The 23230-nt window shown below is 64.7% G+C and carries 14 protein-coding genes; 9 read left to right on the top strand and 5 right to left on the bottom strand.

The genetic code is table 11. The features are described from left to right. Positions 1-29: 29 nt before the first annotated feature. The 4 genes from DL240_RS08795 to DL240_RS08780 all read left to right on the top strand — a co-directional run bounded on the left by DL240_RS08795 (position 30) and on the right by DL240_RS08780 (position 5508). Positions 30-1571 carry an RCC1 domain-containing protein gene (locus tag DL240_RS08795; protein WP_158542450.1) on the top strand — a complete coding sequence of 514 codons (1542 nt, stop codon included), beginning with the start codon at positions 30-32 and terminating at the stop codon, positions 1569-1571. Between the two features lie 460 nt (positions 1572-2031). Then, on the top strand, positions 2032-2748 hold the full coding sequence (locus tag DL240_RS20225) for a roadblock/LC7 domain-containing protein (protein ID WP_199589776.1): 717 nt from the start codon (positions 2032-2034) through the stop codon (positions 2746-2748). A 769-nt stretch (positions 2749-3517) separates the two neighbouring features. Continuing rightward, positions 3518-3886 (top strand): hypothetical protein, encoded by a 369-nt coding sequence (locus tag DL240_RS08785; RefSeq protein ID WP_111729508.1) that lies wholly within the window; start codon positions 3518-3520, stop codon positions 3884-3886. Between the two features lie 323 nt (positions 3887-4209). Continuing rightward, positions 4210-5508 carry a nitrilase-related carbon-nitrogen hydrolase gene (locus tag DL240_RS08780; RefSeq protein ID WP_111729507.1) on the top strand — a complete coding sequence of 433 codons (1299 nt, stop codon included), beginning with the start codon at positions 4210-4212 and terminating at the stop codon, positions 5506-5508. 134 nt (positions 5509-5642) lie between these two features. On the opposite strand, the gene dauA is transcribed toward DL240_RS08780, so the two are convergent. Continuing rightward, entirely contained in the window at positions 5643-7403 is a 1761-nt protein-coding gene (gene dauA, locus DL240_RS08775; RefSeq protein ID WP_111729506.1) for a C4-dicarboxylic acid transporter DauA, read from the bottom strand. A gap of 151 nt (positions 7404-7554) precedes the next feature. Here dauA and DL240_RS08770 point away from each other — a divergent pair, with 151 nt between their 5' ends. The 5 genes from DL240_RS08770 to DL240_RS08750 all read left to right on the top strand — a co-directional run bounded on the left by DL240_RS08770 (position 7555) and on the right by DL240_RS08750 (position 16961). Then, the gene (locus tag DL240_RS08770; protein WP_111729505.1) at positions 7555-8250 is read left to right on the top strand and encodes a PTS sugar transporter subunit IIA; all 696 of its coding nucleotides are present in this window, start codon (positions 7555-7557) and stop codon (positions 8248-8250) included. Between the two features lie 206 nt (positions 8251-8456). Beyond that, positions 8457-9140: an HAD family hydrolase gene (locus tag DL240_RS08765; RefSeq protein ID WP_111729504.1), complete on the top strand. Its 684-nt coding sequence runs from the start codon at positions 8457-8459 to the stop codon at positions 9138-9140. 78 nt (positions 9141-9218) lie between these two features. Beyond that, positions 9219-10814: an NPN-dependent hydroxyacid isomerase, LarAH14/15/16 family gene (gene larAH, locus DL240_RS08760; protein ID WP_111729503.1), complete on the top strand. Its 1596-nt coding sequence runs from the start codon at positions 9219-9221 to the stop codon at positions 10812-10814. Between the two features lie 92 nt (positions 10815-10906). Further along, positions 10907-15775: an AMP-binding protein gene (locus DL240_RS08755; RefSeq protein WP_111729502.1), complete on the top strand. Its 4869-nt coding sequence runs from the start codon at positions 10907-10909 to the stop codon at positions 15773-15775. A gap of 88 nt (positions 15776-15863) precedes the next feature. Next, positions 15864-16961 carry an NAD-dependent epimerase/dehydratase family protein gene (locus tag DL240_RS08750; RefSeq protein WP_111729501.1) on the top strand — a complete coding sequence of 366 codons (1098 nt, stop codon included), beginning with the start codon at positions 15864-15866 and terminating at the stop codon, positions 16959-16961. 109 nt (positions 16962-17070) lie between these two features. Here the strand turns inward: DL240_RS08750 and DL240_RS08745 are convergent, their stop codons facing one another. The 4 genes from DL240_RS08745 to DL240_RS08730 all read right to left on the bottom strand — a co-directional run bounded on the left by DL240_RS08745 (position 17071) and on the right by DL240_RS08730 (position 23051). After that, positions 17071-19221 carry a bifunctional protein-serine/threonine kinase/phosphatase gene (locus DL240_RS08745; protein WP_111729500.1) on the bottom strand — a complete coding sequence of 717 codons (2151 nt, stop codon included), beginning with the start codon at positions 19219-19221 and terminating at the stop codon, positions 17071-17073. 105 nt (positions 19222-19326) lie between these two features. Then, positions 19327-21411 carry a choice-of-anchor D domain-containing protein gene (locus DL240_RS08740; protein WP_158542449.1) on the bottom strand — a complete coding sequence of 695 codons (2085 nt, stop codon included), beginning with the start codon at positions 21409-21411 and terminating at the stop codon, positions 19327-19329. Between the two features lie 188 nt (positions 21412-21599). After that, positions 21600-22121: a tetratricopeptide repeat protein gene (locus DL240_RS08735; protein ID WP_111729498.1), complete on the bottom strand. Its 522-nt coding sequence runs from the start codon at positions 22119-22121 to the stop codon at positions 21600-21602. 72 nt (positions 22122-22193) lie between these two features. Further along, positions 22194-23051 carry a hypothetical protein gene (locus DL240_RS08730; protein WP_111729497.1) on the bottom strand — a complete coding sequence of 286 codons (858 nt, stop codon included), beginning with the start codon at positions 23049-23051 and terminating at the stop codon, positions 22194-22196. Positions 23052-23230: the final 179 nt, after the last annotated feature.

Below are 23230 nucleotides of genomic sequence, written 5' to 3'. Positions count from 1 at the left end.
ACTCCGTTCTCGCCAGACAAGGACACGCCATGCACTTGCCCCCCTCCCTATCCCGCAGGGCTCGCCACCTCATCGTGCTGCTCGCCAGCCTGGCCCTGCTGACGGCCTGCTCCGACACTGCGGGCCATGCCACGATCGACGCCGGCGCCGGGGACATCTCCGACGCTGACGATACGGGCGCTCCAGACGATACGGGCGCTCCGGACGATACGGGCGCTCCAGACGATACGGGCGATACTGACATCCCCGATGCCGACGATGCGGGTACTGGGGACACAGACATCCCCGATGCCGCTGAAACGTGCATCCCGCTGAGCTGTGCCGATCTGGCGGCGCAATGCGGTCCGGTCGATGACGGCTGCGGCCAGACGCTCCAGTGTGGAAGCTGCGCCGCCTATGGAAGCGACGCCGAGCTCACGGCGTGCATCGAAGGCACCTGCAACTACGTGTGCCTGGCGAGCAGCCAGCCCGCCGCCGACGGGTGCCGCGATGCTCGACGCCTGGCCCTGGGTTCGGGCCATACCTGCGCGCTGAACGCCGAGGGACGAGCGTATTGCTGGGGAAGCAACCCCGACGGTCGGCTGGGCGACGGCACGACCGAGCGCCGCCTGGTACCGGTGGCGGTCCAGGGACTGGAGAGCATCGTCCTGAACGCGCTCTACGCCGGGAGCAGTCATACCTGCGGGCTCAGCGACGCCGGTCAGGTGTACTGCTGGGGAGGCAACGCTGAGGGCCAGCTCGGCGACGGAACGACTGTGGACCGCCTGGTCCCCACCCCGGTCACCGGTCTGAGCGAGCCGGTGCTCTCCCTGGCGATCGGGGCGCGGGGTGACCATACCTGCGCGATCACCGCCGGGGGGACTCCTCATTGCTGGGGCCGCAACGCCGAGGGCCAGCTGGGCGATGGCACCACCGCCCACCGGGCCACCCCCACCCCGATGCTCAACGTCCCGAGCGGGGACGTGGTGAACATCGCCGCCGGCACCGCCCACACCTGTGTGGTGATCGACGACACGGCAACGACGAAGACCCTGTGCGTGGGTAACAACTCCGTCGGCCAGCTCGGCGATGGCACTCAGACCACGCGCCACACCCTGACGGAGCTCTCGCGCAACGTGGAGTCCGCTGGCCTGGCAGCCGGGGGACTGCATACCTGCTCGATGGACGGCAGCGGCCAGGTCATCTGCTGGGGCCACAACGGCTCCGGACAGCTGGGTAACCGCTCGGGCTCCGCGACCATTGATCCGCCCACCGAAGTCACCCTTCTGGCTGGCGTGGAGGAGGTGCGGGCCGGAGAGAACCATACCTGCGCCCGCATGGACACCGGGGGGCTGAGATGCTGGGGCAGTAACTCGGAAGGACAGACCGCCGACACCGAACCCCGAACCTTCAGGCCCCGGGACGTTCCCGGCCATAGCGCCGGGACCCTCGTCTTTGACACCGGGGGCTACCACACCTGCTCGATCACCTCGGATCAGATTCTCCGTTGCTGGGGAGCCAACGCCGGTGGGCAGCTCGGCATCGGCACCACCACCTCGACGGCCACCCCGATGAGCGTGACGCTCCCCTGAGGGGGCGCAGCCGAGGCTGCCCGACTGCGCGCGCCCCCCGGGGTGCGACCTCCTCCCGGGGTCGCGCCCCGGGGGGCTTTTTTTTGCCCCGTCGGGGCGCCGATGGCTCCCGCGCCCCATCGCGGCACCGCGGGAGGGCGCCGCGCAGACCGGCTTCCGGAATACTGCCCGGGCGAAAACCATTCAAAAGGTGTTCAAAACAACTGGACGTGTTCTGAACAGGTGGTTACATCTCTTCTCAGCCCGGGCCGACGACCTGGCGCCCGAGACCTCGACTCGACGTCCGAGTTTCCCTTTAAGTTCCGGCAGATAACTCAACCCTTGTACATAAACCAACAAATCGCTACACAGGGTCGCCGCAGCGCTCCACGCCCCCTATCACGACCCGCGGCCCTCCCCCCTCCTGCCGCCTCTCCCCGCCGGCATCCCTCCGATCGCCCGATCTGACCAGGACCTCGCCATGAAGCGCCCCCCTGACAGCCCCTCTCCACCGCCTCTGCCTCCCCGACGCAAAGTGGCCCCTGCACGGGCTGACATCACTCTGGAAACATTGACAATCCCGGCTCCTCCGCAGCCCTCCTCCACCCTCGACGGCATCCCCGGCGTCACCAGCGACGCCGAGGCCAGCGAGCCGGCGTCGGCGCCCAAAAGCCCTGTTCAGCCGCTCGCCACCCGCTTTCGGCGCCAGCGCCTGAACACCCCTACATCGGGATGGTCCCGGGCTCTGACCCCGATTGACGCCATCGCGGCCATTCCGGCCCCCTTAAACGATTCAAAACCCGTTCAAACCCCATCCAAGGAAGCCATCATGAGCAGCACCCTCACCACAGCCCTCGAACAACTCGCAACCACCGCTGGCTTCATCGCCGGAGCCGTCGGCAACAGCACCAGCGGCATGGTCATGGGCTCGCTGGGCGGCTCCGACGACTTCAACGTGGAGCTGGCCGTGGCCGCCAACACCGAGGTGGTCAAGGCCAAGCAGCGCGCGATGGCCTCCCTGGAGTTGAAGGGGGGCGTGGAAGACATCCTCATCACCCTCTCCAACCAGTACCACCTGATCCGCCCGCTCACCGAGCGCCCGGAAATCTTCCTCTACCTGGCCGTCGATCGCAGCCAGGCCAACCTGGGCATGGCGCGCTTCGCCCTGGGCGAAGCTGAGAGCATCCTCAAACTCTGAGGCTTCCACCGAGGCGAATTTGCAGGATAGTGCGCCCTTTTGTCGCCGGGCGATCTCATCTAAAGCGCCCCTTCCTCGGTAGAATTCACAGAATTCAATAAATGCACATCCCCCCGTCTTCTAAGCCCCTTCCGAAGGTAAAGTTCGGCGAGGCATGCGGCGAGGGGATGTGACCCCCGTCAACTTTGGCGATCCGCGAATTTTCATGCGACCTTGCGGGCCCTCGCCCTCCCAACGACAAGGGATTTCGGGGGTGCCCCGGAAGTCCTCACAACGACAAAACCCCATACGGCCTCTTGAGCTACGCTCGCCAGATCGCTACAACCACTCATACTCCATTGAGGCAACTCCCGCTCCCATCAGGAGAGGCATCTCTGGAGTACATCCTGCGCAATCTGGGGAGACGCCCTATTCATAGGAGACATGAATTCGGGAAGCTCCCTTGTCCTGTGTTTTATGAAGTCCGGGAGGACCGGGTGCCATGAGTTCATCACCAGACAACGCCGATCCCGGCATCCAGGATGTCACCTCTCCTGTCGAAACGGAGCACGGACGCCCCCTCGGGGAGACCGGGGTCATCCCCCCAACTCCTGAACAGGATGACCCTCGCCACACCACACTCCCCGCTGTGCGCCTTCGTCCGAAGCCGCACCGACGCGCTCGCCAGAGCGCACCCCGGCCCCTACACCAGACCCCGGTTCGGGGATGGTCAGCGGCCCTCACCACCCCCGGCGACCCTCCGGTCGCCCCTGACCCAGAGGAAGTAACGATGTCAAACCCGGTCAACAACGCTCTCGAACAACTCGCCAGCGTCGACGGATTCATCGCTGGAGCCATCGGCAACAGCGCCAGCGGTATGGTCATGGGCTCTCGCGGAGGCTCCGACAAGTTCAACGTCGAGGTCGCCGTCGCCGCCAATACCGAGGTGGTCAAAGCCAAGAATCGGGCCATGAAGGCGCTAAAGCTCAACGGCGGAATCGAGGATATCCTCATCACGCTCACCGAGCAGTACCACCTGATCCGCCCGCTCAAGAGCCACCCGGAGATCTTTCTTTACCTGGCCGTCGATCGCAGCCGCGCCAACCTGGCGATGGCCCGCTTTACCCTGAGCGAAGCCGAGAGCGCGATGAAGCTCTGACCCCGGCGCGCATCCCGCGCCTCTGCTCGCTGTTAAGGCCGTCGCCCTGTAGGGCGGCGGCCTTTTTTTTGCCCCTCGCAGCCCCGTTTCTGCCGCCCTGTATGCCCGGCCCAAGAGGGGCATCACAGCCCCGCCGGCGATCCGAACTTCTCAAATGCCAGCGGGCCCTTAGCATCCGGCGCGCCATGCGCTAGGGTAGCCGGGCCGCGCGCCTGTTGAGTCGGCTTTTTGTGCCCACGCGCCGCACATCAGTCCTGAGCATGCGCCCCGACCGTATCGGGCGCCTTCTATCCACCCGCGTTCCCCTGAACTGAGGTGATTGTATGAGTGACCATCCCGAAATCGACAGTCTGGAAGGCATCCTTCGCAAACTCCCGGCCGAGGATCAGGCCGAGGCCTTCCGCATCCTCTACGGCCGACTGCCCCAGGCGCTGGAGGTGCCCCCGGAGGCCCGGCGCCTGGCCACCGAGCACGACTTCGACGTGGCCGGCTACCGCTTTGAGTGTGCCCCCGAGGAGCGCCGCGCCCCGCGCCGGGTGCGGGTCGGCGCGATCCAGACGCAAATCGTCGAACCCACTGACGCGCCGATCGAGCAGCAGTACCGGGCGATTCGCGATCGGGTCGAGACGATCATCCACGCCGCCGGCGCCATGGGCACCAACGTGCTCTGCACGCAGGAGGCCTGGAACATGCCCTTTGTCTTCTGCACCCGCGAGAAGCAACCCTGGACGGAGTTCGCCGAGCCCATCGACGGCCCCACCACCGCGTTCCTCTCCGAGCTGGCGCGGCGCTACAACATGGTCATCCTCTCCTCGATTCTGGAGCGCGATGAGCGCCACGGCGACACCCTCCACAACACCACGGTGGTCATCGGCAACCGCGGCAACATCATCGGCAGCCACCGCAAAAATCACATCCCGCGGGTCGGCGATTTTAACGAGTCCTCCTACTACATCGAGGGCAACACCGGGCATCCGGTCTTCGCCACCGAGTTTGGCAAGATCGGCATCAACATCTGCTACGGGCGTCACCACCCGCTGAACTGGTTGATGTTCGGGCTCAACGGGGCCGAGATCGTGTTTAACCCCTCGGCCACCGTCGGCGGTCTCTCCGAGCCGCTGTGGCCGATTGAGGCCCGCAACGCCGCGATCGCCAACAACTACTTCACCGTGGCGATCAACCGCCTGGGCACCGAGCACTTCCCCAACGAGTTCACCTCCGGCGACGGCCGCGCGGCTCACCACGACTTCGGACACTTCTACGGCTCCAGCTACGTGACCGCCCCCGACGGCAGCCGCACCCCGGGGCTCTCCCGGGTGCGCGACGGGCTGCTGGTGAGCGAGATCGACTTGAACCACTGCCGCCAGGTGCGCGACCGCTGGGGCTTCCAGATGACGCAGCGCCTGGACGAGTACGCCGAGTGGCTCCGGGTGGCGGCCTCGGCCGACTTTGAGCCGCAGATCATCGCCGATCCCGGCATCGACGTCAGCCGACTCAGCCGCGCGGCGGGCTCGGCGGCGCCGCGCCAGGTGGGCGCCGGGCAGCAAAACGCGCTTCCCGGCAGCGCGATCCACTCCCCGACGCTGACCTACACCAGCCCGGATCGCTCCTCCGAGGAGTAACCCGGCCCGGGGCCAGGTGGCGGACCGAGCCCGGCTCGGCCTGTCACAACGCATAAAAAACGCGCCCGGGCACGATGCCCGGGCGCGTTTTTTATGCCCTCCCCCCTCCCGAGGGCAGCGTGTGGCCCGCGAGCTCAGCCTGCGGCCCGCGGCGAGTGCTCCCGCAGCCACGCCAACGCCACCGCGGTGTTCTCACAGAGGTGCACGCCCTCGCGCTCGGCCACGCCCGCCCGCTTCAAAAGCGCCAGCGTCTGCCCACGGGCACCGGCGACCACCGCGTGCACCTCGTGGTCCTGCAGCGTCTCCAGCGCGCTCTCCAGCGCCACCAGCCCGGTGGCGTCCATCGCCTGCACCCCATCCAACTCCAGGACCACCGCCTCGGTCTCCCGGCTCACGATCTCCAGCGCGGCCATCGCTTTCTGGGCCGCCCCAAAAAAGAGCGGGCCGCGGATGGCGTACACCACCACCCCCGCGGGCACCTCTTCGACGGTGCCCGCCGGCCCCGTGGGCGCCGGGGCCCCTTCGGTGACCTCGGCCATGCGCCGCATAAAGATCAGGGCGGCCAGCACCACCCCCACCGAGACCCCGATGACCATGTCCACGGCCACCGTCAGCCCGAAACAGGTCAGCAGCACCGCCACGTCACTGGCCGGCGCCACCCGCACGATATGCACAAAGTGGCGGGCCTCCGACATGTTCCAGGCCACCAGCAAGAGGAGCGCGGCCAGCGACGCCATCGGCAAAAACCCCAGGAGCGGCGCCCCCACCACCACCGCCACCACGATGCTCAAGGCGTGCACCATTGAGGCCACCGGCGAGCGCGCCCCGGCCTTGATGTTGGTGGCGGTGCGGGCGATGGCCCCGGTGGCGGGAATCCCGCCAAAGAAGGGCGCCACCACATTGCCCACCCCCTGGGCGATGAGTTCGGAGTCGGGATCATGGCGCGTGCGCGCCATGCCATCGGCCACCACCGCCGAGAGCAACGACTCAATGGCCCCGAGCATCGCGATGGCCAGCGCCCCACCCAGCAGCGCCCGCACCGTCGAAAAACTCAGCTCAAAGGGCTCCCCCCCGGGTCCGGCCGCCTCCCAGGGAAGCATCGGCAAAGGGGGCAAGGGCGGAATCCCGGCGTACACCTGGTCGCCCACCGTGGTCTGAAAGCGGCTGGCAATGGTCGCCACCTCAAACCCCTCCCAGATCAGGGAGGCCCCGGCGGCGACCAGCGCCGCCACCGGCAGCGCCACCAGCGGGGCCGGCACGCGTTTGGTCACCCGGGGCAACATCACCAACATCGCCAGCGTCAGCAGCCCGATCGCCAGCTCCCCGGGAATCACGCTGGCGCGCGCTTCCCACATCACCATCACCCGTTCAAAAAAGTGCTCCGGCTCCCGCCCCAACTCCAGCCCCAGCATATCCTTGAGCTGCAAGGTGGCGATCACCGTGGCAATCCCCGCGGTAAACCCCGTGGTCACCGGGTGCGGGATAAAGCGCGTGAGCCCCCCCAGCCGAAAAAGCCCCATCGCAATCAGGATCAGCCCGCCGAGAAGCCCCGAAATCAGCAACCCGGCCAGACCAAAGCTCGTGTAAATCGGCGCCAAAATCACGATAAACGCCGCCGTCGGTCCACTGACCTGGGTGCGCGAACCTCCCAGCGCCGCGATCACAAATCCCGCGACAATCGAGGTATAAAGCCCGTACTGCGGTGCCACGCCCACGCCGATGGCCAGCGCCATCGCCAGGGGAAGCGCCACCACCCCGACCACCAGCCCGGCCATCACATCGGCCCGGAGATCGCCTGCTCCGTACCCCTCGCGCCACACGGCGCGCAGGGCCGCCGCGGGCAGTTCCGACGTTCTCCGCCCCTCTTTCAGTGATGTATAGCGCGTACGTCCCATCTTGAACTCTCGTCGTCCAGGGTGCAGGCGTCGCTCCACGACGCCCGAACAACGCAAAAGAGACGCAACCAACGTCACCCTTTGCAATTTAACGCACCCCTACGTAAAACAACGCACCCCGTCAATCACCCAACTCACCCCTGGAGCCCCCATGGAAGACCGCCTGATGACCGTCAAGCAGCTCGCCGCCTACCTCAGCGTCAGCGAGCGTACCGTGCTTAATCTCGTCCAGGAGGGCGCGCTCCCCGGCGTCAAAGTCGGCAACCAGTGGCGCTTCCGAAAGGCCATGATCGACACCTGGCTCGACGATCAGATGCTCGGGCTGACCCCGCGCGTGGTCGAACCCGCCCCCCACCCGGCGCCCCGAAAAATGCTGGAGCTTCAGAGCTGTTTTGAACCCTCCCACGTGCTGGCCGACCTGGTCGCCACCACCAAAACCGGCGTGATCAGCGAGCTCGCCGCCTTTGCCGCCGGGCTGGGCCTGGTGCGCGATGACACCTGGTTTGTCGGCGCGCTAATCAAACGCGAAAACGTCATGCCCAGCGCCATCGGGCAGGGCCTGGCCTTCCCGCACACCCTGCGACGCCACCCCGAGCAGATCACGCGCCCCTTCATGGTGGTGGGACGCTCCCGGGCCGGAGTCGACTTCGATGCCCTCGATGGCCAGCCCACCCACCTCTTCTTCGTGCTGGGCCTTCGCTACGAAGAGCTTCACCTCCCCTGGCTCGCGCGCCAGGTGCAGATGCTGGCCAACGCCGAGCTCGTCGACACCCTCCTCCACGCCCCCGATGCCCCGACCATCTACCAGGCCCTGCTGAGCGCCGAAGCCCCGATTGCCGGCCTGTAAGACCCGGGCGCCAACACGCCCCATCTTCGCCGCAGCGCGTCATATCCCGGGGGTCGCGTCATGACTCACCAGTCAGACCAACCCCCGTCTTGACAACCCTCTGAGCGCACCCTAAAGCCCACGTCCCGACAACCGGTAATGCGCCCTACTATCCCTCGGCGACCGGTCTCCGTGAGCACTTTGGACCCGAAGCCAGGTGGCTGCAGATGGAAACCCTCAGCGACACGCGCCGTACCGCCGCGTTCTACGATGTCGACGGTACGCTTATCCGCACCAACGTAGTGCACGCCTATGCCTACTACGCGATCAACAGCCCGGCGATGGGCGATAAGATCGGCAAAACCGCCGGCCTCCTCGCCAGCCTGCCCCTCTACTGGATCGCCGATAAATTCGACCGCCGCGTATTCAACGAGGCCTTCTACAAGAACTACGCCGGCTTCACCGAAGACCGCCTGGTCCTCATCGGCGAAGAGATCTTTGAGAAGGTCATCAAGCCCAACATCTTCAAGGGCGCGTTCAGCCTGGTGGATCGCAGCAAGCGCCAGGGCCATGACCAGATCCTGGTCACCGGCGCCCTCGACGTGATCACCAAACCACTGGCCGACTTTCTGGGCTGCAAAGACTTCGTGGCCAACCGCCTGGAGATCAAAGAGGGCAAGGCGACCGGCCGGCTGCTCAAGCCCATGATCGCCGGCGCCAACAAGGCCCTCTGGGTACGCCGCTACGCCGAGGAGCACGGCTACGACCTTGACCGCTCCTTTGCCTACGCCGACAGCGGCTCCGACATCCCGCTCCTCTCGGTGGTGGGCAACCCCTGCGCCATCAACCCCGATTTCAAGATGCGCACCACCGCCCGCGCGTACGACTGGCCGGTGCTCAACCTCGACTGATCTCGATTAAAAACGCCCGCCGCGTCATCCCCTGACAGGCAGCGCTCCTCATACATCTTTATTGCGGAAGGTCCTGGCATGTCCGATAGCACCACGTCTTACAACCCGGTTCGCTACCTCACCGAAGACTCCCGCCCCATCTACCTGCACTACGGCGAAGACTTTTTGACCCATAAGTTCCCCGCCGGCACCCGGGTGGTCTACGCCAACAAGCCGATGAAGCCCATCGACAACCAGGGCGCGGCCATCCGCTACGCACTCAATCACCCCGAGGGCGACGTCAAGCCCCTCTACGCGCAGCTCAAACCGGGGATGAAGGTCACCATCGCCATCGACGATATCTCGGTGCCCCTGCCCCCGATGAAGACCCCCGACATCCGCCAGAAGGTCCTCGAGATCGTCCTGCAGATGCTCGCCGACCACGGCGTGGAAGACGTCGAGATGGTCGTCGCCCTGGCCCTGCATCGCCGCATGACCGGGAGCGAAATCAAGCGCATGGTCGGCCCCGAGATCTTCAACGAGTACTACCCCGAGCGCCTCTACAACATGGACGCCGAGGACGAAGACAACATGGTCTTCCTCGGTGAAACCGACCATGGCGAAAAGGTCCAGATCGTGCGCCGCGCCGCCGAGAGCGACCTGTTGATCTACGTCAACGTCAACTACGTCCCGATGAACGGGGGCTTTAAATCGATTGGCACCGGTTTGTCGGGCTACCAGTCGATTCAGTACCACCACAACCCGCAGACCATCCTGAAGTCTGACTCCTACATGGACCCCAAGAACAGCGCGCTCTACAACTCCAACGAGCGCATGGGGCGGATGATCAACGAGAAGCTCAACGTCTTCCACATCGAGACCGCGCTCAACAACAAGATGTACGACGACCAGCTTCAGTTTCTGGCCGACCCCGAAGACGACTGGTCCGCGGCCGATGAGCTCAAGTTTAAGTCGATGCAGTGGACGCTCAAAAAGCTCCCGCGCGCGGCCAAGCGCAACTTCTTCCACAAGGTGCCCGCCGACTACGGCCTCGTCGGCGTGTTCGCCGGCGCCACCGAAGCCGTCCACGAAAAGACCCTGGAGAAGTGCTGGCAGCAGCACGCCGTGCCCGTCGAAGGCCAGTCCGACGTGGTGGTCTGGGGCATCCCCTTTGAGAGCCCCTACAACGTCAACTCCATCATGAACCCGCTTTTGGTTCGCGTGATGGCGCTGGGCTACTTCTTCAACATGTACCGGGGCAAACCCATCGTGAAGAAGGGCGGCACGCTCATCATCACCCACCCCTGCTACGACCAGTTCGACCCGGATCACCACCCCAGCTACATCGAGTTCTTCAACCGCTGCCTGCCCGAGACCCGCTGCTCCAAGACCCTGGGCAAGCGCTGGGAAAAAGAGTTCGCCGAGAACCCCAACTACATTGAGATGTTCCGGCGCGGCAACGCCTACCACGGCGTGCACCCCTTCTACATGTGGTACTGGGCCGAAAACGGACAGCATCACGTGGGCCGCGTCATTGTGGTCGGCGCCGAAAACGACCACGTCCCGGCGCGCATGGGCTGGCTCAGCGCCAAAACCATGGACGAGGCCCTGGAAATGGCCGCCGAACACCACGGCCCCGACCACGACCTCACCGTCATGCACCACCCGCCCTTTGTGATTGCCGACGTCCGTTAATCAGAGCCCCTGCCCCCCTTCGCCGGGGGGCCGGCGCGCTCTGCGCGGCTTTAGATGAAGCACCGCTGTCTTTGTCGACCCAGGTTTTTGCCATGACGCACTCCCATGACACTTCCCACGCCGGCGCCACCGCGCCCGGCAATGGCCACATCAATGGCACCGCGGGCGCCCACGCTCTGGCGCTGCCCGCAACCGCGCCGGCCCCCACCCTGGAGGGCACCCTCAAGGTCGGTGAATCGCTGCGCGGCAAAGAGATCTTGCTCACCGGAACCACCGGGTTCCTGGGCAAGGTCGTCATGGTCATGCTCCTGCGCAACCACCCCGACATTGAGCAGCTCTACGTGCTCGTGCGCAGCCGCCGCGACCACAATGCCACCGAGCGCTTCTACGACGAAGTCGTCCCCTCCGGCGCCCTCGATCCGCTACGCCAGGTCTACGGCGATCAGGGCTACCTGGACTTTTTGCGCGAGAAAGTCACCGTCATCGACGGCGATATCTGCCGCGAGAACCTGGGGCTGGAACTCGAGCACGCCCGCGAACTCTCCAGCCGCCTGGACGTCTTCATCAACTCCGCCGGTCTGACCAACTTCAACCCCAACCTGCGCAACGCGCTGGAGATCAACACCCTCTCCCAGCGCCTCACCCTGGACTTTCTGGCCCTGGGCGACAACCACGCCCGCCTGATGCACGTCTCCACCTGCTTCGTGGCCGGCAACTCCCAGAAACCCAGCCCCGAGGTCTTCCCCGGCCCCCGCGTCTACCCCCGGGTCGACGAGCTGGGCCTGGACTACGAGCACGAGCGCGAGATCGACGATTGCCTCAAGCTCATCGAACACTTCGAAGCCATCTCCCGGGATCAGGAGCATCAGGTTCGCTTTGTTCAGGAAGCCCGCGACTTCCTCAAAAAGCATAACCTCAACCCGGGCGACGCCGGCGCGATGGACACAGCCTGCGAACGCGCCCGACGCAACTGGGTCAACAAGACCCTCTCCCAGGAAGGCCGCAAGCGCGCCGCGTTCTGGGGCTGGCCCAACATCTACACCTACACCAAGAGCCTGGGCGAACGCATCCTGGCCGACGCCGCCGCGCGCGGCGTCAAGGTCACCATCGCTCGCCCGGCCATCATCGAGAGCGCCGTCAACTTCCCCCAGCAGGGCTGGAACGAAGGCATCAACACCACCGCCCCCATCTGCTTTATGATGTACAAGGGGCACCGCTTCGTGCCCACCCGCGAGGGCGTCAACCTCGACGTCATCCCGGTGGATCACGTCGCCGGCGCGATGCTCGCGATCGCCGCGGCGCTGCTCAACGACCTTCACGACGACGTCTACCACCTGGGCTCCTCCGACTTAAACCCGATCTCGGTGGCGCGCCTGGTCGAGCTCTCCACCCTGGGCAACCGCCGGGTCATCGACCGCGAGGTCAAGACCCCGGGCTGGAAAAAGCTCGTGCTCAAGTCCATGGACTCCGTCGTCGTGGAGAAGCGGGAGTTCGACCGCCAGTCGGCCCCGGGGCTCAAACGGGCCGCCGGCGGCATGCGCCGACTCCTGGGACGGCTCCCCACCCGCCAGCTCGGGGGCATGGGCAAAGCCATTGAAGGCGTCCAGAAGACGCTCAAAAGCGTCGAATCGATGGCCACCACCACCGAGAAGATTTTTGAGCTCTTCTTACCCTTCATCTACGACAACCGCCTGACCTTTAAGTCCCAAAATGTCGTCAAACTCGACCGCCTGCTGGGGCCGGCCGAACGCCCGACCTACGGCTGCCGCATTGCCGACCTGGACTGGCGCGAGTACTGGATTCAGACCCACATCCCGGGGCTGGCTCGCCACAGCTACCCGGCCCTGGAAGCCAAGCTCTCCGAGCGCAATCGCGAGGTCTACACCTACGATGACCTGGTGGAGCTCTTCGACGCCTCGACCTCCAACTTCGCGCGCCGCCTGGCCCTGCAGCACCAGTCCGGCTCGATCGTCGAGCGCTACACCTACGGCGAGCTCAAAGAGCGTGCCGAGCGCGCCTGTGCCGTCCTCAGTGGCGTCGGCGTGGGCCCCGGCCACACCTGCCTGCTCGTCTCCGAGAACCGTCCGCAGTGGGGCATGACCTACTTCGGCATCCTCAAGACCGGCGGCATCGCCGTTCCCGTCGACTGCGACAGCACCACCGAGCAGCTCATCAACGTCGCCCGCTCCGCCCGCGCCCGCGCCATCGTGCTCAGCCAGGCCGTCGATGAGCGCCTGGGCGCCGAGCTCCGAGAGGCCCTCCTCAAAGAGGCCATCCCCGCGCGCACGCTGACCTTTGCCCAGATCTACAGCCTGGGGCTCCCCGACCCGGGCCACCTCGCCGAGGTGGCCAGCACCGCCGAGAGCGTCGAACTGCTGCCCGCCGACGACAACGATCCCCTCCTGGCCGAGCTGATGCGCGCCGAAGACGACGGCCAGCCCCTGGCCAGCCTCATCTTCACCTCCGGAACCACCGGCGCTCCCAAGGGCGTGATGCTCACGCATCAGAACTTCGCCCACCTGCTCAACAGCCTGCAGAAAACCTTCCAGATCACCGAGCGCGACGGCTTCTTAAGCGTCCTCCCGCTCCATCACACCTTTGAGTTTGCCTGCGGCTTCCTTATGCCCCTCTCCCGCGGCGCCTCGATCACCTACCTGGAGGAAGTCAACGCCGACGAACTCACCACTGCGCTGACCTCCTCCCGCATCACCGCCCTGATCGGCGTGCCGGCCCTCTGGCAACTCCTGCACCGCCGGATCGACCAGCGCCTCAACGACGCCCCGCCGGCGATCCGCGTCACGCTGGAATCGCTGCTCAAGGCCAACACCACCCTGCGTGAGCGCTTCGGCATCAACCTGGGCACCACCTTCTTCGCACCGGTGCACGCCGCCTTCGGTGGGAGACTGCGCTACATGATCAGCGGCGCCGCCGCCCTGCCCGTCAACATCCTGGAGACCTTCTACGGTCTGGGCTTCAGCCTCTACGAGGGCTACGGCCTGACCGAGGCCGCCCCGGTGCTCACCGTCAACAGCCCCGAGCGCGGCCTGGCCCCGGGCACCGTCGGACGCGCCCTCGACGGCATCGAAATCGACATCAAAGCCCCCGACAATCAGGGCGTCGGCGAGGTCATCGCCCGTGGCCCCAACGTCATGCGCGGCTACCTGGGGCGAGCGGAAGAGACCACCCAGGCGCTGCAAGACGGCTGGCTCCACACCGGCGACCTGGGCAAATTCGATGAGCGCGGCAACCTCATGATCGTCGGCCGCGAAAAGGAAGTCATCGTCACCGCCGGCGGCAAAAACTGCTACCCCGACGAACTCGAAGACCTCTACGCCCACTGCCCCGACGCCCTGGAGATCTCCATCGTCGGCCTGCCCGACGGCAAAGGCTCCGAACGCGTGGCCTGCCTGGTGCGCCCTGACCTCCCCGAGAACGCCACCGCCGCCCAGATCGCCACGATGCAATCGGCCATCCGCGAATGGATCCGCGTCGAAGGCTCCCGCGTCCCCTCCCACAGCCGCATTCAGGTGTTGCGCTTCTGGAACGACGAGTTCCCCCGCACGGCCACCCGCAAGATCAAGCGCAAAGACGTCGTCAAGATTCTGGAACGCCTGATGGCCGCCGAACTCGAGGCCGTCGACCGCGGCGAGGTCGAAGACACCACCTGGTCCTGGCTCGACAAGGTGTTGAGCAGGCTGGCGGACTACGAGGCGGCGCGCATTCACAACAACACCCACCTCCTCGACGACCTGGGCTTTGACAGCCTGATGTTCGTGGAGCTGGCCTCCATCCTGGAAGCCCGCGACCACCACGTCAGCGCTGAGACTCTCGCGCTCATCGAAACCGTCGGCGAGCTCCAGGAAATGCTCGACGGCGGCCACCACTCCACCGAACTGGTGGTCCAGCCCAAGTCGACGCTGGAGCGTGTCGAAGCCTACGAAGTTCCCCCGGCCGTCCAGCGCGCCGTCAAGCGCGCGCTCTACAACGGCCAGATGAACGCCTACGGAAAGCTCTTCGACGTCGACGTCTTCGGCCGGGCTCACATCCCCTACCACAACCCCAACGTCATCGTGGTCGCCAACCACTCCAGCCACCTGGACATGGGGCTGGTCAAGTACGCGCTGGGCGACTTCGGCACCGACATCCGGGCGCTGGCCGCCGCGGACTACTTCTTCAAAAATACGGCCCGCAAAACCTACTTCGGCAACTTCACCAACCTGCTCCCGGTCGAGCGCTCCGGCACCCTGGAGAACTCGCTGGGACGGGCCTCCGAGGCGCTCCAGCAGGGCGAGATGCTCCTGCTCTTCCCCGAAGGCACGCGCTCTCGCGACGGCAAGCTCCAGCCCTTCCGCCGCGGACTGGGCTACCTGGTCGATACCCACAAGGTCGACGTCCTGCCCCTGTGGATCGAAGGCACCCACCGCGCCCTGCCCAAGGGCCAGGCCCTGCCCTCGCCGACCGCGCGTAAGCTCAAAGTCACCATCGGCCCGCTTCTTAAGGCCTCGCAGCTTCGTGCCGGCCTGGACCAGGACTCCCCCACCGCGCGCTACGATGCCATCAGCCTCCGCGCGCACGACGCGGTGGCCGAACTCGGACTCGCCACCCGCGGGGGCGGCAACCCCGAGAAGGCCAAGGCCCAGGCCGACCGCCTCTCGCCGATCTTCCACGAACTCAACCATAAGTTCGCCGAAAATCAGGTCGACAGCCCGGTCAGCTTCTACTTTAGCCTGGGGAACTTCGACTCTCACAAGTGGACGATCACCGTCGACCCCAAGACCTGCAACATCCAGAACGCCAAACCCTCCGGGCGAGCCGACTGCGTGGTGAAAACGAGCCCCGAGATCTTCCGCAAAATCGTCCAGGAGAGCTACGTTCCCTCAATGGACGAGTTTATGAGCGGCGTCATCAAAACCAACGACCCCGATCTTCTGATGCGCTTCTCGGCGGTCTTCGGTCTCTAAGCCACCGCTCGCCCCACCAGGGCGCGGCCTCCAACGCGGGTCGCGCCCTGGTCATGTCCCGAATCATCGCTTGCCCCTGGAGACGCACATGACCACCCTCATCACCGGCGGGACCGGGTTCTTAGGCCGACACCTCATCGACCAGCTCATTGCCCGCGGCCAGACCGACCTGCGCGTGCTGACCCGCCGGCACAACGCCGAACTCGAGGCCCTGGGCGTCGAGCAGATGGAGGGCAGCCTCACCGACGCCGACGACCTGGCCCGTGCCGTCGAGGGCGTCAGCCACGTCTACCACCTGGCCGGACTCGTCGAACGTGACCGGACCCAGGCCCATCGCATGTACGAGTTGCACGTCGAAGCCAGCCGTAAGCTCTTCGACGCGCTGGTAGCCAGCGACACCCCCGTCCAAAAAATCGTCGTCGCCTCTACCAGCGGCACCGTAGGCGTCAGCTCCGACGCCGATTTCGTGGCCACCGACGCCAGCCCCTACGCCGAGCATACCGTCCGCGACTGGCCCTACTACCTCTCCAAGATTTACGCCGAACGCGTCTGCCTTGAGTACCTGCAGCGCCACGACCTCCCGATCGTGCTGATGCGCCCCACCCTGCTCCTGGGCCCGGGTGACTGGCGCGAAAGCTCCACCGGCGATGTCATCCTCTTCATGAAGAATAAGGTCCCGGGGGTGCTCCCGGGAGGCATCTCGGTGGTCGATGTCCGCGACACCGCCGAGGCCTTCATCACCGCCATGGAACGCGCCGAACCCGGTGCCACCTACCTGCTCGGTGCGGGGAACATGACCCTGGCGTCCTTCTTCGAGCACCTGGCCGACATCACCGGCCAGCGCTCCCCTCGCCTGCCCGTTCCGGGCAAGCTCGCAAAGCTCGGCGGCAAGCTCCTCGACGCCCTCCAGGATGCCGGCGCCCCCCTGGGTGACATCGACCCGGCCAGCCTCGAGATGGCCCGCTACTTCTGGTACATCGACAGCTCCCGGGCCGAACGCGAACTCGACTTCTCTCCCCGCCCCGTCTCCCTGACGCTCCGCGACACCGTGCAGTGGATTCGCGAGCACCACCCGGATTTTGCCGGCCAGCGGCGCCCGCGCCCCGAGCCTCCTGCGAACTGGGTGCCTCAGGAAACCCGCGATTTTGCCCGCGAACTTCGACGACGCTCCGGCGCCGAGAGCTAACCACCTCTCACCGGCAAGCATAAAAAAGCGCGCCCCAAACCGGGGCGCGCTTTTTTATGCTCACGCTTAAGTCTGCCTTACGACGCCGGGAGCAAACGTGGGTGGCGCACTAATAAAAACGCGCGATCGATAGCCCGATATTGTCGCCCCCACCCCCACGGTTCGCCAGCAAAATCAACTCCAGGCACGCCAGCGCCGGGTCAGGCTCAGCCTGCATAATCGCCAGAATATTATCCTCGGCGGCCAGCTGGTTCGCCCCGCCAAAATCCACGAGTCCATCGGTCGTCAGCAGCAACGAATCCCCCTCGATCACCCGAAAACGAAAGAGATCCGGCTGCGGCTCCACCGCAACGAGCTGCGCGTCCTCGATCACAAACGAGCCCATGCAGCGGGCCAATGCCTCGCTATGCGACATGGCCAACGCGTGGTCGGCCGACACGCCTTCCAGAATCGACAGAGTCCACAGATTATGATCGACGGTCATCTGCTCCAGCCCGGCGCCCCGCTGCAAATACACCCGGCTATCTCCCAGTGACGCCAGCGTCACCACCCCATCGCATATCACCGCCACCAGCGCCGTCGACCCCATCACCTCATGCGGACTTCCCCGGAAGGGCGAGTAGGTGCGATTGACGTAATCAACAATACGATGGTTCGCACGCCGCAGAATCGTCTGAATGATCCGAACTTCATCAACCCGGCCGTCCAGCAGATACGTCGGCAGCACATCCTCCCAGATCTGTGCGGCCTCCTCCCCCAGCGCGCGACTCGCCAGGTCCCCGGAACCATAACTCGCCGTCGACACCCCATCGGCCACCACGATCAACGCAAAACGCCCGTCTTCTGAGGAGGCCGAAAACACGCAGTCCTGATTCACAGGATTGCGGCGCCGCTTACCGATGCCGATATGCGTATCACTGGCCAGACGAACGACCGCCGGCGCACGCTCGTGAGCGCGACCCCGGGCTTCGATCGCCTGACAGGCCTCGTAAAACGCCGTCAGCATCGTCGCCACGCTGTCAAAACGCTCCGTGGCATGCGGCCGCGTCGCACGCGAAATCACCGCCTGCAGACCGGGGGGAAACCCCGGACGAAGGTTGCGCGGCGGGATTGCCGGAACATAACGGGTGTACAGCGAGGCCGGTGGCACCACTCCTGCTACCAGAAAATAGAGCAACATCCCCAGCGCAAAGACATCTGCAGACTCGCCATCCTGGCTCCCCTTTCCACTGAGCAATTCGGGCGCCGAGAACCCCGGGATGACCGGGATATCGTCGTCGATCTGCCCCTTGCGAAAGAGCCGGTCGATGCCATCAAGCACCGACTCGATCTTAAGCAGATTGGCCTCCGGCGCGACCTCCTCCTCCACGTCTTCAATGACGTCCGAGATCGACGAAGACTCATACGTGGGCTGATAGAAACCATGATCTTCGTAGGATGCTTCGCCCTGATCGTATGTGTCACCCGCGTCGGCCAGATCTTCCTCAGCAAACGTCAGCGGCGTCAGCTCCAACACCGTTTCTCCCCGCCCCTCAAAGGGATTGGGCCCCAGTGCTTCGCCCGACAGTGCCTCGACCGGCGCGTCAAAATCTTGACCTAACGAACTCGAAAGAAAGAGACGAGGAAACCCGTCCTCACTGCCACGATCAAAGACGCGTACATTCCAGGGGGTCAGTCCCAGATGCACCCACCCCGCGGCATGCAACTTCCGAAAGAGTTCCGCCACCGAACCAAAAATGGCCTTGACCTGATCAAACTCCAGCTCCCGTCGCATCAGGTCCACAAGGTCGCCGACCGACACCCCCACATTGTCGACAAACACCGAACGGGTATGCGCCCCCCATTGCTGAACACAAACCGGCGCGCGCACCAGCGTCTGCACCTCGGTCGGCCAGGAGTCGTGAGGGGGACGATGACGGGTGGTTTCTTCGATCAAATACGTCGGATGCACGAAAGCCAGCGCGTCATCCCCCTCCAACACTTCCCCGTTGACCAACGCACTCAGCGCTCGGGCGACCAGCACCCGACGGGCCGCAAACTCCTCGAGCACCTCTTCGACACGCAGCACCAACATCACCTCGTGATGGCACGCATGTCCGAAATGTTCCCCGTGCACGACCACGTCCAGCGTCTGCCCCGGTTCAGCAAACCCAACCTCGGCCGACGTCGTGTCACTTACAGCCCGCTCACACCTTGGGCACCACTCTTCATCCTTGGTCAGCTCACCACATTCGGGGCAGACCGTTTCGCTCAGGGGCATACCAATCGTCCTGGGGTTCTCGCAGGCAGCTCGTCTTCTCGGCGCGCAGCCTGCCACAGCCGGGGGCGGAGCGGCAAGCGCCCAGCCCGCCGCTCCCCCCCCCCTTCAGTAGAGTTGCTGTGTGCTGCACAACCCCAGCGCTGCAGCCTCATCCACCATCGCGTTGGTGACCTCCGGAGCCTGCCCCTCCGGCAGCGCCGGGTACAGCGCGTTGGTCTCTACAATCGTAGCCTGCCCTTCGGCACTCCAGTGAATGCGTGCCACGTCCCAGAACTCTCCGGTGCGCTCCAGCGGCTGCAGCGTCGACTCATAACGCAAACTTCCCTGAATATAGATGCGCACCGTCGCATACGCCGTCCCAAAGAGCTGGCGATAGTAGTGCACTCCCACCGCGTACCACTCACAGCCCGAGGGCGTGCGCATCGTAATATTCTCCGGCCCCGCCCCGTCCCGCACATCGATGTCCAGGCTCGGGTCCTCCGGATTCCAGATCGGCTCCTCCGAACGGTTCGGATATTGGAAGTAGATGCTGTAGGGCTCCTCCGCCCAGCGCCCGGGCCCCATCTTCGTCAGATGCAGGTCCACGTCACTCCCCTCAGAATCCCCTTCGTCGGGGTCCTCCGGGTTCGTCCAGGTCAACTCGATATGAATATCCTGGTCGGGAACCGACGTAATCTCGACCACCGCCTGCTCGCAGGAGCGAAACCCGTCGTTATCAATGACATTCAACCCGATGCGGTAGGTGCCCGCTGTCAGCAGACGAAACTCCCGTCGAGACCCGTCCGTGTCCAGCGGGTCATCCTGCGTCGGCCCCAGTTGCACCAGAGTCCCCGGTGGGCCTTGCAGGACCTCCCATTCATAGTCCACCACCGCGCCGTCCGGGTCGCTGCTCTGCGAACCATCCAGAATCACATACTGCAAAGGAATCGCCGACAGCGACGGTCTCCCCGTCCCGCTCACCCCGCGCACTCGCCCCAGCGCGCTGGCGACAGGACATTCCCCATCCGCCCCGCGAGCCACCAGATCCACGGGTAATTCCGGCTGAATCGGGTCGTCATTCACAATGACAATCTGCGCTCGTTCCGTCCCCTCAACCAGCGGGACATAACGCACGCCGAACTCCACCGTCGTATCCCGCGCGACACTCACCGCCCTGTCCATCTGACCGTCGCCGTTGCTATCCCAGCTCCCCAGGTCAAGCTCAAAGGAGTCACCTTGCTGATCGAGCAAGATATTCTCCAGCGACAGCGTCTTCGTCCCACAGTTGGTCACACGCACACGATCGCGGGCCACACTACCAATCGGCACCTGCCCAAGATTGCGGTTTCGACTATCGACTTCGATACAGGGCGCATCCGCATTCGCCAGCACGTCGATACGCGTAAGCCCTCTCCCCTCTCGCACCGGATGCGGGTCGCGCACATCATCGGTCTCAATCGCAATTTCCCCGGTATCGCCACCCTGTCCGGTCGGCTGATACAAGATCCCGATCACAAGCTCATATCGCTCGGGCTCCTCCAGGCTCTGTTCCGAGTCAAAAGGCTGCAGCGTCAGCGGGTAGGCGCGCTCCGGAATCTCGATACTGAAGTCTTCTCCCCCTCCGTAGACCGGCTCCTCGTAAATCGTCAGCGGCGCCGTCCCGATATTGATAAGGCGAACCTCCCGACGCTCAAACGCGCCGGGCGTCGCCCGCGCAAAACGCACAATCGGCGGATCCACCAACAACTCCGGGGTGTTGCCCAGAGTACTCACGTTCACATAGAGCGGTGACTCCTCCGAATAACGCGGGTCGCTCGACAAAATCCTGACCCGCCCACTGGCTGCCCCCTGCCCATCAGGCGTGTAAGTAACCTCTACGACCGCATCCTGCTGTGGACCAATCGTGTAGGGCAGCTCCGGCAAAGCCCCCAGCGAGAGCCCTGCCGTCGTGCCTCCCTCAACCGCTTCCAGCGTCACCTCAAAAAGCTGAAGCTCCTCATCGGAGCGGTTGCTGATCGTCAGAAACTGCGTCTCGGAGTCACCAAGGTTCACCTGCGCAAAACCAATCTGCGTTGGAGAAACCTCAATGACTCCCGCTCCGGTCCCCCCGATCCCGCGATCGCCGCAGGCCAGAAGCCCGAGCATCATCGCCGCTACAAGCACCAGTTGCGCGCCTGTCCATCCCTTTCCCATGTACCAGAGGCTCTGCATACGTCTCACCGACTTGAGGTTTTGTCTACGAAGGCAACTCGCCGGCCACACGAGCGCACAAGAGCAGACAACATACCGAATGCCCTCCCTCTTTGAAATGCCCCCCCACATCGCCAGGCCCCCCCTCGCGAAGCAACGTTATCTACGCCCCCCCCGAACGTCCTAGCCCCCCGAACGTCCCGCACGGCTCATCCCGAGGGCAGCGCGTTCGCCATGACCTCCTCCTCGTGCTGGCGATCCCGGATCACCCGCTTCAACGCGTACGCCCGGCGCAGATAGATATCGTCGCGCCCCCCACCATCGGAAATCACCTGGTCAAGCACCTTGCGCGCGCGCTCAAAACGCCCCGTGCGCATCAGCGCCTCCCCCAGCCGAATCAACACCCCGATATCATCCGGCGCCAGCCCGGCAGCCCGCTCCAGCCACATCACCGCCTGCTCCGAATCCCGTCGCTTCAACGCCACGTCCCCCATCACCAGCAACGCATACGCTCGGCGCTCATCTAGCGCCAACACCCCCAGAGCCACCTCCTCGGCGCGCTCAAACTCCCCCTGACGATGAAACTCGTACGCGCACCCCTCGAAATACGCCATCTCCGCCGACTCAATTTCTAAAATGCTCGCCAGCGACTCCCCGGCCGTCACACGCTCGGCCATCTTATAGAGCAGCCCTTTCTCCTCTTCGTACTTCCCTCGCTCTTGCTCACTCATGTCCCCTCCTCCCTCATCGTTATCGAACACCCGCTATTGAGTTGCACCGATTCAAGACTCCCCACATGCCATTTACACCCGAAGGTTGCCGATAATCGCCTTAGACGTGTCGTGCATCACCTGCGAGAACTGCGAAACAATCGAGAAGAGCTGGTTGATCTGCTGAAGTTCGTTCTGCACCAGACTCATAATCGCCGCCCGCTCCTTCGGATCCTCAATCGATCTGAGTTCCTCCATAAACCCCTGGGGGTCGTTGGCGAGCAACGTCACCATCCGGTCGTAGTCATAGGCCCCTTCCGCCCCACCGGAGCCCTTCGCCTCTTCGGTATCGCCCGGCTCTTTGACTCCTCCGGTATCGCCCGGCTCTTTGACTCCTCCGGCATCCGCAGCAGGCGACTCGGCCCCTCCGGTCTTCGACCCGGCGCCAATGAGCGAGGCTCGCGGGAAGTCAAACCCGTCTGCCCGCGTCACCGTCCCCTCGTAAAAGGGCGCCCGCAACTTGAGCTTCGATAAATCCAGCCGGTCACCACTCTCCCCCTCGGCCCCCGACATCGCGCCATGCTCGACGTAGCTAACTTCGATCTCCTGAAGGAAGCGATCGATGATCGTCAGCAGCTCCCCGATCGGGCGCTGATGCGACGACTCCCGGATATGCGTCAGCTCGCCATGCGTCGTATTGTAGTTGGTCACCTCATACGACATCGCCTTAAACGCTTCCTCCAACTGCATGATCTCTCGCTTCATCTGGATGGCTTCGCTGCTCCTCGGATTGGCCGCAATCTGGGCCTCCAGATCCGCAACACGACCCAGATACGCCTGCTCCGCCGTCTCCACGTGGGCCACCACATCAGACTTCACCCGATCCATGTCGATGGGCTCATAATTCGCCGGCTGCGTCTGCACTCCTCCACTTCCATTGATGCTCGTCATACGGGCCTCCTCACTGAGGTTGGGGTTGCTCCAGTCCTTCTCGGAGAGCGCTCCGAGAGGATGCTTGCCTCTCTATTGTCGTGGCCCGCAGCCGACTTTTGCGTCACTCCCTCCTTTTTTTCGAAATTCTTCGCTCCCGGCGCCCGTCCACCCGCGCCAGCCCCGGTGGATGCACTGGC

Source organism: Lujinxingia litoralis (assembly GCF_003260125.1).
GTDB classification, from domain to species: Bacteria; Myxococcota_A; Bradymonadia; order Bradymonadales; family Bradymonadaceae; genus Lujinxingia; species Lujinxingia litoralis.
Note: the sequence above shows the minus strand (reverse complement) of the source record. Positions and strands in the feature narration are given on the sequence as shown.